This is a genomic window from Nocardia sp. NPDC051463 (assembly GCF_040681975.1).
GTDB lineage: Bacteria > Actinomycetota > Actinomycetes > Mycobacteriales > Mycobacteriaceae > Nocardia.
On record NZ_JBFBAB010000002.1, the window covers coordinates 353,393 to 370,246 of the forward strand.

Sequence of the window (16,854 nt, forward strand, 5' to 3'; positions counted from 1 at the left end):
TTCATGTCCGAAATCAAGTTCAATTACTCGGCTGCCGATGCGGCTACCGGCAGTGTCGGGACCCTCGTGAGTGCGATGAAGCAGAACACGGCCAACCTCAATGCCCTCTACACCGCACTCATGGATGGGCTGAGCTACGAGGGTTCTGCTGCCGATGGATATCAGGCTGTCATGAAGACCTTCAGGCAGAAGATCGATACGTACGACACTCAGGTCGAGGCGCTGAAGAACAAACTGGGTGAACACACCAACAGCGGCGGCACCATGGCGCAGATCGATATCAAGCAGGGCAACAGGTTCATGGGTATCAAGGCCTGAAATCGGCATGGTCCTTGTCCGTCCAGGTATCGCCATCCCGGTGGGGCAGGAATGCGCTGTACGAATCGACATTTGGTGAAGGTAAGGTGTGGAAACTGATCCGGTAGCGATCGACCTCAATGTCGATGCCGCACTATTGTTGCAAGACATGGTCGGCATCGATTCCTATCCTCCGGTGCTGGCATTGATGCCGAATATCTACCGGATCGAGGATAGGGATCGGGTGCGCGCTGTCGTCGCGAAGGAGCTCACCGAGGTGGGCATCATCGAGGGCGACCGCGTGCACCCGACGGTCGAGCATTGGTTGCAGTGTTTATACCGACCCGACATGGAATTGGTCGCACGGATTCTGGACACCGGGCTGGATGACGAGTCGAAGGGCATGCTTCGGTTTTCCCTGGTACGCAGCGGCGATACCCATGTGCTCGCGGTGCGCTGTGACGACAATGTCGTCATTCAGTCGGTGTTTCAGGAAGGGCAAGACCTGGGGAGCGTAGCCGCAGGGTTGGTCGCAGCGCTGGGCTCCAGCGAGATACTGCGATTCCAGCCGTTCACAGCAACATCGGACGACTTGGCCGAAGTCCCGTCCGATCCGGATGAGCGGCGAAGGGCTTTGCTCGAACTCGGCGCTGATCCGCACACCGCCGGTGTGCTCAGCCGGGTGTTCGACGAGGTGCAGCGACGTGCCGAGGTCGTGGTGATCGAACACCGTGACGGCGGCTCGGCGCCGGTGGAGGTGGGTGTGGCTGTGCTGGACACCCGTTCGGGGCGACTGATCGTCACACCGAGTAAGGCGATGGACGGACAGATCTGGTCGACATACGCTCCGGGCGACGATGCGGCCGTGCGCCGAGGTATCGGCGCTCTGGTAGAACTGTTGCCCGGCCGAAGTTGGTTCGATACCAGTCGAATTGGTTGAACGTCGCACTGTGGGTTGTCGAGAGGACGACGGAAATGAACCGAGCACCGAGTACCAACGGTCATTCGACCGAGTCCGTCCGGGCTCGTGGTGGTTATGACGCCTTTTTCGCGCCGACCGGTGAATCTTCGGACACGACAGCCGCACCCGCACCCGCACCGCCCACCGGCGCGAACTCCGACGCGGCCATGTATCGCCCTGCCGGCGGTCCCGCTGCGGGGGCTCCGCGAGAGCCTGCGGCGTCGACCGATCGCGCTGCGGCCCAAGGGGTGAATTCGCAGCCATCCACTACGAATACCCCGCCTGTGCAGACTCCGGCGACCCCACAACCGCAGGCTGCACCGCAGACCCAGACAACGTTGCAAGCGCAGGCAAACACGCAAACAACACAGCAGATGCCGGGGACTACGCCACCGCCGGACTACTCGGCCGCACCGCCGTCGGTCGCGCCGCCGTCTCAGGCCATGGCGCGTTCGGAAGCGTTGTCCGCCAATACAATGCCCGCGGCCGTCGATGGTGCGGTATGGCAACAGGCCAATGTACCCGCACCCGCGACACAATGGGTTCCTGACCGCATCGACCACTCGGCATACGACCAGACACCACGGATCGAGGTATTGCCTGCCGCGCTCACCTCGATCGATCTGCTGACCGACATCGCAGCGGCCCGGCGCGCGCAGTTGCGCGCGAACAGCGGCGTGCGCGGCGCGTTGAACAAGGTGGGATTCAAGCTGGGGTTGTCCCCGGCCGAACAGCGCGCCGAAGATCGGCGTTCACGCATCCGGCGCCAGCTGACAACGACCTATCAAATCGCCGTGGTGAGCGTGAAGGGCGGGGTCGGCCGCACGACCGTCGCCGCGACGCTCGGCTCTACTTTCGCGAGTTTGCGGCCCGATCGGGTCGTCGCGATCGATGCGAACCCGGATTTTGGTGATCTCGCCACCCGCACGAGTCGCCACCCTTATGGGTTGACCTTGCGCGACCTCGCACAGGCGCCCAACCTCGATGCCTTTTCCGCGGTGCAGTCGTTCACCTCTGTCAATAACGACGATCTCGCCGTCATCGCTTCGCCATGGACGACCCTGGCCGACGAGGCGCTGTCGGGTCGTGAATACGGCACTGCCGTCGAGGTACTGCGCAGGCACTACAATTTGCTGCTCGTCGACTGTGGGACAGGAGTACTCGATTCCGCGACAGCCGCCGTCCTGCAGACCAGCGACGCGGTCGTGGTCGTCACCCCGGCCACCGTCGGCGGCGTGACCGGCGCGGTGGCCACGATCAACTGGTTGGGCGCGCACGGACTGCAGCACCTGATCACGAGATCTATCGTGTCGATCGTGCACCACCAACCTGCGAAACCGACGGTCGATGTCAGCGCGATCGAGAAGCTGTTCGCGACCGCGCAGCGACCGACTTGCGTCATGCCCTATGACGAGCACCTGGCCGAAGGCGGCGAAATCGATCTGCGCTTGCTCGAGAAAGACACGGTCTTGGCGTTCGAGGAACTCGCGGCGTGGCTGTCGGATAGTTTCCCTGGCTACATCACCGGTGATGCCGGTGATCGCGGAGGGCGGCGATGAGTACAGCCGTCGCGCCCGCGCCCGCGGGCACCCAGCCGACCGCCGAGGTCGCGCGTGCCAGGATCGCGGTCATGGTTGCCACCTATCAGGTCGATGTGGTGGTGCCGACCAAGTTCACGATCGAAACATTCATCGACGATCTGCTGGGCGTGCTCGCCTCCGCGATCGATGATGAGAATGTGGATTTCACTCCGCCGCAAGGACTATGGAGTCTGGCGCGACCCGGCGAGCCACCGATTCCGCGGTGGCGCAGCCTAGGCGACCACGAGGTCACCGATGGTGCGGTGCTGATGTTGTCGGTTGTCGAATCGGCGGAGCAATTCACACCGGTTGTCGAAGACATCACCGATGCGTTGGCGCTGATCAACCAGCGTGAGTTCGCCGAATTCGACGAGGGCACTGCGGCAGTCGTCGGCCTGGCGGTGCTCGCCATCGGGTCGACCGCGGTCTCGGCGATGCTGTCGTGGTCGTGGACCGAGACCGGTTCGGTCTGGTGGTGTGCGCTGCCGGCCTTGGTGCTCGGAGTGGCCTGCTGGGTTGCCGCCATGGCGGCACGCAGGCGCAACGCGGCGCCACGGATTACCCTCGGACTCTCCTTGTCGGCGACGCCGCTGTTGTTCGCCGGCAGCGCGATGCTGGTGCCACCCGCCTACGATCAGCCCGGTGCGTTCGCCGCCGCCAATCTGGCCGCTGGATCGGTCATGGCCGCTGTGGCAGCCGCCACCATGATGCGACTCACCGGGTTGGGGATCGCGACGCTGATGGCCGTGACGGTCCTCGGCATCTGCGTGACCGCGGCGACCCTGCCCCTGACGTACTTGGATCTGTCGGTCGGCCAGGTGGCCGCGGGCGTCGTATTCGTCGCGCTCATACTGCTGACCGCCGCGCCGCGAATCGCCGTGGTAATCGCGCGGATTCGACCGCCCGATCTGCCTGACCCCGGAAACGAAGTCGCGCCGGCAACACTGAACGACCTGTTCGATGCCGAGACCGCCCGCGAGGGCGACGAGCACACCGAGCCCAGCGAGCAGCAGCGCAGAAGCGCCGAGGTCGGCATCGAAGGCCGCGCTCGGTTGGCGGTGACCAGCCTCCGTGGCCTGATATCCGCGGTTTCGGCCCTACTGTCGATCGGCACCGTCCTTACCGCGGCGGTGAGTCCAGGCGGTATCCGGGAGATCGTCATGGCCGGCGCTGTCGCCGGCGTGCTTGCCATGCGCGCGCGCTGGTATCCGGACCGGACGCAGGCGATCGCGCTGGTCGCCGCCGCGGCGATCACGGTGGTCGGCGTCGGATCCGTTTTGGTCGGTGCGTACGAGACGCCAGGCGCTCGGCTGGTGGTCGGATCAGTGGTCACACTGGCGGCTTGTGCCGGGTGCGTCGCGGCGCTCCGATTGCCAGGCAAGCGCTTGTCGCCGGTGACCCGCCGGATCATCGACCTGATCGAGTACCTGCTCATCCTTATAGTCCCCGTCATCGCCTTCTGGATCATGGGTGTTTACACCGCGATGCGAGCGATCTGATGAAACTTCGCAAGGTCGCGGTCGTGGTTCTGACAGCGACAGTGCTCGCCATTAATGCCGCGCCGGTGAGCGCGCTGGTACCACCTCAGGTGCTGATCGGGCCAACGCCGCCGGATGACCCACCAGGCCCGGAGTTCCCGACGAAGCAGAACGAGGGCTGCCTCTCCGCCGGTGTACTGCGCGATAGCGATCTGTCGCGCACACCGCCCGCCGAACTGGCGCTGGATCTGCCACGCGCGCGGTCGCTGAGCCGGGGCGCGGGCGTCACCGTGGCGGTCATCGACACGGGAGTGTCTCCGCATCCGCGCCTGCCCAACCTGATCGGTGGCGGGGACTACATCGCAGCCGGAGGCGACGGTCTGTCGGACTGCGACGCCCATGGGACTTTGATCGCCGGAATCATCGGCGCCAGACCTGATGCCGCCGACGGATTCACCGGTGTGGCACCCGATGCGCGGATCATCTCGATCCGCAATTATTCCGGTGCGTTCGGTCCCGACAGAGTGAGCATCGAGCCGGACGCGCTCATGGCCACTAAAATCCGTACACTCGCACGAGCTATCGTGCACGCGGCGAACCTGGGTGCCGGGGTGATCACGGTGTCGCTCCCGATCTGTGTGAAGGTCGACAAGCAACCGAATCAATCGGAACTCGCGGCCGCGATCGGATACGCCGTGCGTATCCGAGGGTCACTGATCGTGGCGGGTGCTGGAGGCGGGAGTTCCGGAGACTGCGGTAGCAATCCCGATATGGATTGGACCCGGCCCGAAGACGTGCGCAACTGGAAGTACGTGCATACGATCTCTACGCCCGGGTGGTTCGCGCCCGAGGTACTGACCGTCGGCTACACCACCGCGACCGGTGCTCCGATGAATGATTCGATGAGTGGGCCTTGGGTTTCGGTCGGCGCACCCGGAACCGGCATCGAATCGCTCGGTCCCGCCGGTGACGGTCTCATCAACGGCATCGGCGAACCCAACAAGCTGGTGCCGGTCGGTGGCTCGTCGTTCGCCGCGGCCTATGTCAGCGGAGTCGCCGCACTATTGCGGTCGCGATTCCCGAACGAGACCCCTGGCGAGATCAGTGCTCGCTTGCAAGCAAGCGCGCATCGCCCAGCGCGTGGTATCGACAACGTGATCGGCGCGGGCATCATTGATCCGATGGTCGCACTCGGCTACCGCACTCCACCGAAACCGCCTGCCGGGCTGTTCACTTCGAGGCCACTGCTGATACCCGACCCGCCGCGCGCCAAGGACAAAAGACCTGCAGTCGCGGCGACGATCGTCATCTTCGCCGCAGTACTGCTCGGCGTCGGCGCGACCTACGCCAGTTCGGTGATCCGGAGGCGTCGGTGAGCTTTCCGAGTATTCGGACTGCCGGCGTAGAACGAGTGCCCTTTGCGGTAATCGTGATCATCGGCAGCCCGTTCCTGGTTGCCTTGTCCGCTCGCACGCCACTGTGGGTCGGCGCCACGGTCGTCACCGTTCTACTCATGACTGTGACGGTTCGCATCAACGGTCGGACCGGGGTGCGTTGGTTGCTGGACTGGGTGGAGTATCGGTTCAAACGCACGGCACGGGCATACGAGCGCTCGCGCCCCGCGAGAGTCCAGGACATCGAGGTCGCGGCGGGGCTGTGCGGTATCCACGAGTCGGGTACGACGCTGGTCGCCATGATCCAGCTCGCGCCGAATCTCGACCTGCCCACGGTCATTTCGGAACGGAGCCTCTATACCGAGGACACGATGTCGGTCGAAACGCTGCTGCCGATGCTCGATCACTTCGGCATCGCGGTCGACATCGATATCGTGACAACCGGTCAGCGGGTGCGTTCGTCCGGTAGCTACAGCATGCTGTACGACCAGCTGATCGGCTCTCATCCGGTGGTGGGCGACCGGCTGACCTGGTTGGTGGTCCGGCTGGACATGGAACGCAATCTGGCCGCGTTGGCGCGGCGCGGTCCCTGTGCGGTGACAGGCCCGAAAGCGCTTGCCGCTGCGGCACACCGGATCGCGGGTCGGCTCAGAGAACGTGGCATCGAGGCCCAAGCACTGCCCGCGTCGGCGGTGCGGGATGCGACCCGGCTTCTGCACGGCGGTGTCGAGCTGTCCGATCTGCGGGAGACCTGGAGCTGCCTGGAGTCCTCGGCGCCCGGCCGCTGTGTAACCAGCTTCCTGATCGACTGGACCCGGCTCGACGGTGTCGGGTTGGACGATTGCTGGGCGTGGAACCGTGGCCGCACGACCCTGGTCGTCAGTTTGACCGATGGCGGGTCGGGACCGCGGGCACTGGTACGGTTCGTCGGTCCGGCTGTCACCACAGAGCCACCCGACTATCTGCGACTGCTCAAAGGCAGTCAATCGGTCGCGCTGATGGCCTCGCTGCCGACTGCTACCTCGGTTCGTGCCTTGCGTGGCGATGAGAAGGGCGCGGATATCGCGCCTGAGGACATCGCGGCTGAACTGGTCGTCGCCATCGGTCCCAACGGGCAGATCCTCGGATCTCTCAGCGGGCAGCCGCGTCATACGTTGGCACTACCGCTATTCGATCCCGCCCGCTACAACCCGAGGCGGCGCACCATCGACGTCCACGCGATGTTGCCCGTCGCCCAGCAGATCGTGTTGCGGGCCATGGTGGTCGGCGCGGACGTGGAGGTCCACTCTTCTCGACCGCAGAGTTGGAAGCAGTTGGTCGCCGCGGTCGGGGATGCCCGATCATTGCGGCTCGTCGCGGAGCCCGGACCAGGGGGAGCGGTGCCGGCCGACGATGCCGACACGCCCGCGACGATCGCCGTCTTCGATCAGTTGCCGCCGCGGGCGTCGAACGCGCCGACGACCGTGACGATCAGCGAGCCGGGTGGTCCACGTCGGCGCGTGGTGGACCTCACGATCAATCAGGTCAGCGCGACCGCGGTAGATGTCGGTATCCCGATGCGCACTGTGCGGGTGGAATTGATCGAGCCGAGAGGCGAAACGCGCTATTTCGATTCCGATGACGGCCAGTCGGCCCCAGGTTCCGCGGTCGCGGTTGCGTCGCAGCAACCCGGTGGCCGTCGCGTCAGCTGAGAGAGGTCGGTAATGTCTATCACCGTGGTAGCGGACTCTCCTTCCGATGGCGGCGACCTGTCTCATCAGGACGGGGGCGACGCACTCTCTCCCCGGCAAGCTGCGGCATCGATTTTTTCGAGCCGATTGTCCGGTCTGATCGCGGAATCCGTGGTCTCGACCGAGGATGGGTCGACGCGTTCGCTGACGTTGTATTCGCTTGCGCAGCACCTCGAATTGGCCTATCCGGATGTGCCGGTCTCGCAGTCCGGGCTCTACCGGCTCATCCATGGTGATGCGATCCCTCGGCTGGACTTGGTCATCGCCTTGGCCCGGGTATTCGACGTGCCTCCCGAGTATTTCGTGACCGAGGACAAGAAGCGCTGATCTGACCGGCCGACTGTTCTCTCCAGCGGGAATAGTTCCGGTCGGAGGACGGCACAAGGGGCGGATACGATCCGGACCATGTCCGACCAGGATCCGGGAGATATCTTTCTCCGTCATCGAGGCGCGGTTCTGGCAACTTTGCTCTCCGATCCGGAGTTCGGAACTTCCGAGGCCGATCTCAGTGCGGACAACGGCAGCGGCGGATCGGAGTTCGACCAACCGGATTCCATCGGGCATGCTTCGGCTCCGGCCGAGTTCGAATCGGAATTGTCGGCCCCGGTCCAACGGTTGCGGTCGGTCGACGGACCCAAGGCGAGCGAACGAATCCTTGCGCTGCTGAACGGGCAATCGACCGAATCCGTCTCTTCGATGGATTACGCGCAGGATTTCTCCGAGTCGGCCAACGCGACTGCGAGCGGACCGAGTGAATCCGATGAACCGCCGAAGCCCGCCTCCGGCGACCGGCCCGGTTCGTCGGCGTCGAATCGGTTCGGGTCCGTCGACGGACAGCTGCGCGGGGTCCTTGTTCAGCTGCGCAAACCGAGGGTCGCTTTGGCGATCGGTGCTGTGGTGGCGGTGCTGCTCGTCCTGCTGCTGATCACCACCGGCGGCGACGATCCGCAAGAGCGGGATCGCGTTCTCGTCATCACGCCACCGCCGACCACGGCCGCGCCGGCGACACCGAGCACTGCGGCTGCGGCAGGCTCGACCATCACCGTGAAGTCCGCGCAGTCGAAATGCCCGCCGGGCAGTACCTCGGCGATGGACGCCTTCGGTGGGCAGGCGGGCAAGGCCTGGTCCTGCGTGCGCGCGTTCAAGGTCGACGGTCAAGTGCTCACCATCGAACTCGGCAAGACATACCAGATCGACTCGATCGCTATCGTCCCCGGCTGGGACTACATCGCTCCGGACGGCACGGATCAGTGGAGCAAATTCCGTACTGTCAGCCGGGTTTCGTACTTGTTCGACGATGGCAAGGCGACTACCTACACCCAGCCGACGTTGGACCAGCGCACCTTGGTGACCACGAAGATCGACCCACCGGTGAGCGCATCCAAGATCGTGCTGACGGTCCTGGAATCGAAAGGCGAGCCCGCCATCAACACCACTGCGATCTCCTCTGTCGTGGTCACCGGACATTGACCGCGATGTCCGAGCTGATCTGCCAGTACTGTTCGCACCGCAATATCGGCGGCGCGATCTCCCGCTGTACCCACTGTGGCGCCCCTTTGCGGGCCGCCGCGCACAAGGCGGCGACCGTGGTCGAATCCGCCGCGCATGCAGTGGAAAAGACAGCGGAGACGGCGGAGTCGGTGGTCAAGACCGTCGCGCATTATCCGCGCTGGCAGTGGCGAGCCCTCGGTGTGCTCGTCGCGATATTTGTCGCGCTCGGCGTATTCGTGGCTCGCTCATGTTCGATGTCGTTGCCGTCGATGTCGTTGGCTCCACAGCAGACTGTCGAAACCGCGCTACCGGATTCATTGCGTATCGGCGCGTCCTGCCAGCAGCTCGACGCGACAAAGCCGGCCGAGAAGTGCGTCATCAGTGCCGGTCACCCGCTATTGGCGGGCGGCATCTCCGGCGGTAAAGAGCTGACCTTCTACGCGGAGTTGATCTCATCGGACGGCATGGCCGAAACGCTGCGCCGATGGCGCGCGGCTGGCGGAACAGTGGTGGCGGATGGCCCGGTCTTCGCCGCTGTAGGCCCGTCGGCAACCGCGTGGTACGCCGACACTCGGCAGGGCCTACGGCTGGAAACCGGCACATTTACCGGCAAGGCGGCTGCCCAGACGTTCCTGACGCGGGCCGGTCTGGTCCGTTGACGGTCCAGCTATCCGGCTCGGCGCGGGACTGATCCGGATCAAATCTGCAAGTACACGCGATACACATCAGTGTCGCATCGTTGAATGTACCGCTATACAACGGTACGTTAATCAGGTAACGTGTGGAAACCGTACGTTACGAGGTCAGTTCTCGGGAAGGCAGCGGTTCGATGGTGGCAACCACGCAGCAGACGATAACTTCGGGGCGGTTCCGCAACGATCCGACCGATCTGGAGGCGGCCTACTTCCGCTGGATCCAACCGGGGGCGTCCGCGTCGGCGATCACCGATCGGGCCGAGCGGATCTTCCGGCAGCACCTGGAGTTGGCTGCGGTCCGCACTGCAGGATCGGCGACCACTAAGGTGTACCGGCCCGATGACAGTAGTGGGCTCGGTGCCGCGGTCCAAATCGTCAATGACGATATGCCCTTGCTGGTCGATTCGGTCACCGCCGCGTTGCGTCGACTCGGTGCCACCGTTACCGAGGTCATCCATCCGGTCTTCGACGTGACCCGCGATGCCGCGGGCAAGCTGCTGACCATCGTCGCTCGCGACGGTGAGGCCGACCCGGGGCCCGACGCCGTCGCGGAGTCATGGATCCACGTGCAATTCGGCCACGGGCTCGCCGACGAGCAGGTCAACCGGATCGAGCAGGCGCTCGAGCCGCTGCTCAACGATCTGCGTCGCGTCGCCGACGATACGCCGACCATCGTCGGGGCGATGAACACCGTGGCCGATGGGCTCGAGAATGCCGCGCAATGGGCGGGCGATCCCGAAATCCCTGAGGCCGCAGACCTTTTGCGCTGGATGGCCGATGGACACTTCACCGCGCTCGGCTACGGCTACTACCGATTCCGCCGTTCCGCCCCGCGCCCGGACGCGCCCATGGAGCCGTGGCAGATTCCCGGAACCGGCCTCGGTGTGCTGCACAACGGATCGGTCGCCGACGTCAGCGCCCCCGTGCTCGGTGCGAAGCGGCCGGTGCTGCGCCTGGCCAACGGCTCGGTGGATTCGCTGCTGCCCGGCTCGCGCGACCTCTACTACGTCAGCGTCGCCGACTACGGCACCGGCGACGCGACCAGTGCGGGACCGGCCGGGGCCACCGTCGCCATGGTAAAGGGCGAGCACGTCTTCGTCGGCACGTTCACCGTGACGGGCCTGCACGAGAACATCCTCGATATCCCGGTCATCTCGCGGCGCGTGCTCCAGGTCATCGAATGGTCCGGCTTTGCGCTGAATTCCTTCTCCGGCCAGGCAATGCTCGAGATGATGCAGTCCTTCCCCCGGGTCGAGCTGTTCTCCACCGATGCGCGCAGGCTGTTCGAAACCGTGTCCGGTGTCATGAATCTCGGCGTGCGGCGGCAGGTCCGGCTGTTCCTGCGTCGCGACAACCGCAGCGGCACGGTCTATTGCCTGGTCTACATGCCGCGTGATCGCTACTCGACCGAGGTTCGGGTGCAGATGGGTGAGCTGCTGCGGGCGGAGTTCGACGCCGAGCAGCTCGCCTACTCGGCCCGTGCCACCGAATCGGAGTTGGCCGTCGTGTACTTCACGGTGCATCGCAAGCCCGATGCGGAACCGGCAGACATCTCCGATACCAATCGCGAGCGCGTGCAGGAGTTGCTCTTCGCCACGACCCGGACCTGGGCCGATCGACTGGTGGCCGAGGCTGCCGGGGTGGCAGACATATCACCCACTGTCGCACAGGATTACGCATCCGCATTCCCGGCGAGCTATCAACAGGAATACCAGCCTTCCCGTGCACTCGCGGATGTGCAGCGGCTCGAGCGGTTGAGCGATGGCGACATCGACACCAATCTGTACCGGAATCCCGAATCGCCTTCGGGGGAGTGGCGTTTCACGCTCTACGTCGCGGGCGAGGGCGTGTCGCTCAGCCGGGTGCTTCCGGTCGTGCACAGTCTCGGCGTGGAAGTCGTCGACGAGCAGCCCTACCGCATCACTCTGTGGGACGGCGCGCAGCGCTGGATCTACGACTTCGGGCTTCGGGTGCCTGCCGCGCTGCTGCGCGGTTCGCTCGACGCCGACATCGAGGCCGATCTCGCCGTAACCGCCGATATCGAGTCGCTGCCGGAAACCAGTGTGCGCAAGCGCTTTCCGGAAGCGGTCGCCGCGATGTGGTTCGGCAAGGCCGAAGTCGACGGGCTCAACGAGTTGGTGCTGCGCGCCGGCCTGCATTGGCGTCAGATCGCGATGCTGCGGGCCTACGCGAAGTACCTGCAGCAGGCCGGTTTCGCCTACACTCTCGGCAACATCACGCGCGTGCTGCTTACCCATCCGGCTACCGCGCGCTCCTGCACCGAATTGTTCGGCGCCTACTTCGATCCCGAGGGCACCGGCCCCGAGGCCGAGGCCCTCGCCGAGGGTATTGCGGAGCGGGTGCAGGCCGAGATCGACGCGGTGGTCAGCCTGGACACTGACCGGATTTTGCGCGCTGTGCTCGGTCTGATCAAGGCGACGCTGCGTACCAACTACTACCGGCGCGATGAGGCGGGCAACCCACTGGAGTATCTGTCCTTCAAGCTGGACCCCCACGCCATCGCCGAATTGCCCAAGCCGAGGCCGCAATTCGAGATCTTCGTGTACTCGCCACGCGTCGAGGGCGTGCACCTGCGCTTCGGCGCGGTGGCGCGTGGTGGGTTGCGCTGGTCGGACCGTCTGGAAGATTTCCGAACGGAAATCCTCGGCCTGGTGAAGGCACAGGCGGTGAAGAACGCCGTTATTGTGCCGGTCGGGGCCAAGGGCGGTTTCGTGGTCAAGCAGCCGCCTGCCGCCACCGGTGATCCCAGCGCGGACCGGCAAGAAATGCTTGCCGAGGGCGTGTCCTGCTATCGCACCTTCATCTCTGGCCTGCTCGACGTGACCGACAATGTCGAGCACACCACCGGTGCTGTGCTGCCGCCCGCCCGGGTGGTGCGTCGCGACGGCGACGACACCTACCTGGTGGTCGCTGCGGACAAGGGCACCGCGACGTTCTCTGACATCGCCAATGGTGTTGCCCAGCAATATGGTTTCTGGTTGGGTGACGCCTTCGCCTCCGGTGGTTCGGCGGGGTACGACCACAAGGCGATGGGTATCACCGCCAAGGGCGCGTGGGAGAGCGTGAAGCGCCACTTCGCCGAGCTGAACGTCGATACGCAGACCCAGGAGTTCACCGTGGTCGGCGTCGGCGATATGAGCGGTGACGTGTTCGGCAACGGCATGCTGCTGTCCAAGCACATCCGCCTGGTCGCCGCGTTCGACCACCGGCATATTTTCCTGGACCCGAACCCGGATGCGGCACGGTCGTTCCGGGAGCGGCAGCGGATGTTCGCGCTGCCCCGCTCCTCGTGGGCCGACTACGACGGTTCGCTCATCAGCAAGGGCGGCGGCGTCTACGACCGGTCGGCAAAGGCGGTGCCGGTCACCCCGGAGGTGCGTGCGGCGCTCGGCCTCGGGCCCGAAGTGACCAAGTTGTCGCCGCCGGAGATCATCAAGGCCATTCTGCTCGCGCCGGTCGATCTGCTGTGGAACGGCGGTATCGGCACCTACATCAAGGCATCCTCCGAGACCGATGCCGAGGTGGGCGACAAGTCCAATGACGCGGTCCGTGTCAACGCGAATGCGCTGCGGGTCAAGGTGATCGGCGAGGGCGGTAACCTCGGCGCGACCGCGCTCGGCCGCATCGAGTACAGCCGTAGCGGCGGCAGGATGAACACCGACGCGATGGACAACTCGGCGGGTGTCGACTGCTCCGACCACGAGGTCAACATCAAGGTGCTGCTGGACGCGGTCGTCTCCAGCGGTGAGCTCGCCGTCGCCGAGCGCAATCCACTGCTCGCCTCTATGACCGACGAGGTCTCCGAACTGGTACTGCGCGACAATATCTCGCAGAACTTCCGCATGGGCATGTCGCGCGCCGACGCGGTCGCCATGTCGGGTGTGCACCGGCGGTTGCTCGCCGATCTCGAAGCGCGCCGCGGTCTGGATCGTCGGCTCGAAGCGCTGCCGACTGATGCGGAGTTGGAGCAGCGTGCTGCGGAGGGTCGTGGGCTGACCTCGCCGGAATTGGCGAATCTCATGGCACACGTAAAGCTTTCGCTGAAGGCCGATCTGCTCGCAGGGGACCTGCCCGACAGTGCGGCCTTCGCCTCGGTGCTGCCCAACTACTTCCCGTCACCACTGCGCGAGCGGTTCGCCGCCGCCATTCGCCGCCACCCGCTGCGTCGGGAGATCGTGGCCACCGTGGTGATCAACGATGTGGTCGACTACGGCGGCATCACCTACGCCTTCCGCCTGGCCGAAGAGGCAGGTGCGACAACCGATGATGCGGTGCGCGCCTTCACCGCTGCCGTCGAAATCTTCGATCTGCACGCCCTCTGGCAGCGGATCCGGACCACTCCGATGGCCACCGAGGTACGTAACGAACTCGAGCTCGAGACCAAGCGCACCCTGGACCGGGCCTCCCGGTGGCTGCTGGCCAACCGGCCGCAGCCGATCGCGATCGGCGCCGATATCGCCCGTTACCGTGACGGTGTCCGCACCCTTACCAGCAAGGCGCCTGCCTGGCTGACCGGTTACCTCGCCGACGATCTCATCGCGCGCTCGCACGGCTCGGTCGAACGCGGTGCACCGCAGGACCTGGCCGAGGAAGCGTTCGGGCTCATCCATCTGTTCCCGCTGCTCGATGTGATCGACATCGCCGATATCACTGAGCGTGACTCGGTGGAGGTCGGGGTGCTGCACGCTGCGCTCAACGAGCACTTCGAGATCGAACGGCTGCTGACCGCGGTCGGCAACCTCGAACGTGGCGACCGGTGGCGCACGCTGGCCCGGCTCGCGGTCCGCGACGATCTGTACGATTCGCTGCGCTCACTGACGCTGGATGTCTTGAGCGCCACCGAACCGGACGAGAGCGCCGCGGAGAAGATCGCCTACTGGGAATCCACCAACCGGTCTCGCTTGGCAAGGGCCAGTGCGTCGCTCGGGCAGATCTTCGACGTCGGCAGCTACGACCTTGCGACGCTGTCGGTGGCTGCGCGCCAGGTGCGCAGCATGGTGAGCGGTGGCGAGAGCACGGCGGTCTCGCCGACCGTCACTGGCTGATATATCTAACGCGGGTGTCCGGAGGTTCGACGCGAAAGCGTCAGCCTCCGGACACTGGCGTTCCGCAGCTGCCGCAGAACTTCGCCGCGGGTGCGGTTTCCGCGCCGCAGTTGGTGCAGTGCCGCGGCGCGGGCGGCGTCAAAGGATTGCCACAATTCGTGCAGAAGCGAGCACCCACCGGATTGGTGGTGTGGCAGTGGGCGCACGCAGGCTGCGCCTCGGCGGCCGGCAGCTCGGCGGGGGATGACTGTCGCTGCCATGGACTCGGGTGGCCGCCGGTCTGCTGCTGGATGGCGCCTAAACCCAGTGCGGCTCCGAGGAATCCGCCGTCCATGCCGTGACCGCCGTGTCCACCGTGCGCGAAACCCTGGCTCGCCCCGAGTGCGAGTTCGCCTGCGGCATAACGCTGGAAGTCACCGGCCAGCTGAATGTACTTGACGTCTTTGGCAAGTCGCTTGATGCGTTCGGCGTCTTCCGGATCGAGGGAGATATCGAAATTGCCCATCCTCGGAATCCGCAGACCGTATTCGTAGAGCGCGATATTGGTCTGCTTCATCACGGCGGATTCGATCGGCTGCAGCTGCGCCGACAACCCGAGCACCTGCCAGTTGCCCGCTGAAATGCCCTGGGTGACAGCAACTTTCATGGACTTCAGCAGCAGGTCGCCACTCCAGCTCTGCACTCTGGTCGGATCCGCGAGATCGGCGGTGCCGGTCAGCGCGGTGAGCATTTCGCGGGGGTCGCGCACCGAGAGCGCGAACTCACCGAAGGCGCGTAGGGTGACCACCTGCTCGCTGACCGGGTCGAAGATGTCGGCCAGTCGACCGCCGAACTTGATGCCGGGGGCTTCCCTGGTGGACACGAAATACAGCTCGGCGCGATAGAAGTTCCCACCGGTGGCCCGATCGACGAGGGCGCCGAGCACCGGCAGTTCGTCCGCGTCGACGCGGTGGCGGCCTGGCCCCATTGCGGTGACCACCTGGCCGGACTTGACGAACAGAGCCATTTCATCCGCGTTGACGAGCACCCGGCTGTATCGGCGGATGTTGAGATCCGGCCACTTGTAGACCATCTGGTTCTTGCGGTCCTCGGGGACCGCAATGAACTCCCTTTCGAACCACGCCATGTCCGCTCCTAGCCGATTTTTCCTATAAAGCGTACCGATATATAGCGGCTCGCTCAATCATGTCGATGGCGATTTTCCCTGCTCAACGGCCATGGCCCTCGAATGTTCCTGGTTGCCATCATGTTACGACGGATGTCCGCTATTGAACGTGCCGCTACTTAACGGTACATTGATCGCAGATATGATCGCCGTCACTTGAAAGGCCGTCACCATGACCACAGTTCGACCTCCCTCGGAGCAGGCCGCGTCGGCCGACTCGCTCCACGACGAGGACGCGGGGTATCACAAGTCTCTTCGTCCACGTCAGCTGCAGATGATCGCGATCGGTGGCGCCATCGGCACCGGCCTGTTCCTCGGCGCGGGAGGCAGGCTGGCCCACGCGGGGCCGGGGCTGTTTCTGGTGTACGCCGTCTGCGGCGTGTTCGTGTTCTTCATCCTGCGCGCGCTCGGCGAGCTGGTGCTGCATCGCCCCTCCTCGGGGTCGTTCGTCTCCTACGCCCGTGAGTTCTACGGCGAGAAGCTGGCTTTCGCCGTCGGGTGGATGTACTTCTTCCACTGGTGTATGACCGGGATCGTAGACATCACCGCCATCGCCACTTATGTCCACTTCTGGGGAGCCTTCGAGGCGATTCCGCAGTGGCTGATCGCGTTGGTTGCGCTGGCGTTGGTGGTCAGCATCAACATGGTGTCGGTCAAGTGGTTCGGTGAGCTGGAGTTCTGGGCCGCGATGATCAAGGTCGTCGCACTGGTCACCTTCCTGATTGTCGGCACCATCTTCCTCGGCGGGCGGTTCAAGATTCAGGACCAGCCCACCGGCTTCAGCGTGATCTCCGAGAACGGCGGACTGTTCCCGAGCGGCATCCTGCCTTTGGTTCTCGTCACCACCGGTGTCGTATTCGCTTACGCCGCGGTCGAGTTGGTCGGCACGGCGGCCGGTGAAGCGGAGAATCCGGAGAAGATCATGCCGCGCGCGATCAACTCTGTCATCGCTCGGATCGCGTTGTTCTATGTCGGTTCGCTGGTGCTGCTCGGGCTG

12 protein-coding genes are annotated in these 16,854 nt (G+C 64.8%); 11 read left to right on the forward strand and 1 reads right to left on the reverse strand.

What is annotated here, in order from left to right; all coding sequences use genetic code 11:
* Nucleotides 1–3: 3 nt before the first annotated feature.
* From AB0M74_RS07240 to AB0M74_RS07285, 10 genes are all read left to right on the forward strand, one after another.
* Nucleotides 4–318, forward strand: coding sequence for a WXG100 family type VII secretion target (locus AB0M74_RS07240; protein WP_364902645.1), 315 nt, complete (start codon nucleotides 4–6; stop codon nucleotides 316–318).
* An 88-nt stretch (nucleotides 319–406) separates the two neighbouring features.
* Nucleotides 407–1,237, forward strand: a complete 831-nt coding sequence (locus tag AB0M74_RS07245) for an ESX secretion-associated protein EspG (protein WP_364902648.1) — start codon at nucleotides 407–409, stop codon at nucleotides 1,235–1,237.
* A gap of 395 nt (nucleotides 1,238–1,632) precedes the next feature.
* A complete protein-coding gene (locus tag AB0M74_RS07250; protein ID WP_364902651.1) occupies nucleotides 1,633–2,817 on the forward strand; it encodes a MinD/ParA family protein in 1,185 nt (394 codons plus the stop codon).
* Nucleotides 2,814–4,337 carry a type VII secretion integral membrane protein EccD gene (eccD, locus tag AB0M74_RS07255; RefSeq protein ID WP_364902652.1) on the forward strand — a complete coding sequence of 508 codons (1,524 nt, stop codon included), beginning with the start codon at nucleotides 2,814–2,816 and terminating at the stop codon, nucleotides 4,335–4,337. Before AB0M74_RS07250 ends, eccD begins: the two co-directional genes overlap by 4 nt.
* Nucleotides 4,337–5,692, forward strand: coding sequence for a type VII secretion-associated serine protease mycosin (gene mycP / locus AB0M74_RS07260; protein WP_364902655.1), 1,356 nt, complete (start codon nucleotides 4,337–4,339; stop codon nucleotides 5,690–5,692). Before eccD ends, mycP begins: the two co-directional genes overlap by 1 nt.
* Nucleotides 5,689–7,401 carry a type VII secretion protein EccE gene (eccE, locus tag AB0M74_RS07265; protein WP_364902659.1) on the forward strand — a complete coding sequence of 571 codons (1,713 nt, stop codon included), beginning with the start codon at nucleotides 5,689–5,691 and terminating at the stop codon, nucleotides 7,399–7,401. Before mycP ends, eccE begins: the two co-directional genes overlap by 4 nt.
* A 12-nt stretch (nucleotides 7,402–7,413) precedes the next feature.
* A complete protein-coding gene (locus AB0M74_RS07270; RefSeq protein ID WP_364902661.1) occupies nucleotides 7,414–7,767 on the forward strand; it encodes a helix-turn-helix transcriptional regulator in 354 nt (117 codons plus the stop codon).
* 78 nt (nucleotides 7,768–7,845) lie between these two features.
* The gene (locus AB0M74_RS07275) at nucleotides 7,846–8,910 is read left to right on the forward strand and encodes a discoidin domain-containing protein (RefSeq protein ID WP_364902664.1); all 1,065 of its coding nucleotides are present in this window, start codon (nucleotides 7,846–7,848) and stop codon (nucleotides 8,908–8,910) included.
* Nucleotides 8,911–8,915: 5 nt separating this feature from the next.
* Entirely contained in the window at nucleotides 8,916–9,590 is a 675-nt protein-coding gene (locus AB0M74_RS07280; RefSeq protein ID WP_364902667.1) for a hypothetical protein, read from the forward strand.
* A gap of 170 nt (nucleotides 9,591–9,760) precedes the next feature.
* Nucleotides 9,761–14,692, forward strand: a complete 4,932-nt coding sequence (locus AB0M74_RS07285; RefSeq protein ID WP_364902669.1) for an NAD-glutamate dehydrogenase — start codon at nucleotides 9,761–9,763, stop codon at nucleotides 14,690–14,692.
* Nucleotides 14,693–14,732: 40 nt separating this feature from the next.
* Here the strand turns inward: AB0M74_RS07285 and AB0M74_RS07290 are convergent, their stop codons facing one another.
* Complete coding sequence (locus tag AB0M74_RS07290; protein WP_364902672.1) at nucleotides 14,733–15,818, reverse strand: SPFH domain-containing protein; 1,086 nt, start codon at nucleotides 15,816–15,818, stop codon at nucleotides 14,733–14,735.
* A 211-nt stretch (nucleotides 15,819–16,029) separates the two neighbouring features.
* Between AB0M74_RS07290 and AB0M74_RS07295 the strand changes: the two genes are divergently transcribed.
* Nucleotides 16,030–16,854, forward strand: an 825-nt coding sequence (locus AB0M74_RS07295) for an amino acid permease (RefSeq protein ID WP_364902675.1), incomplete at its 3' end; no start/stop codon positions are given.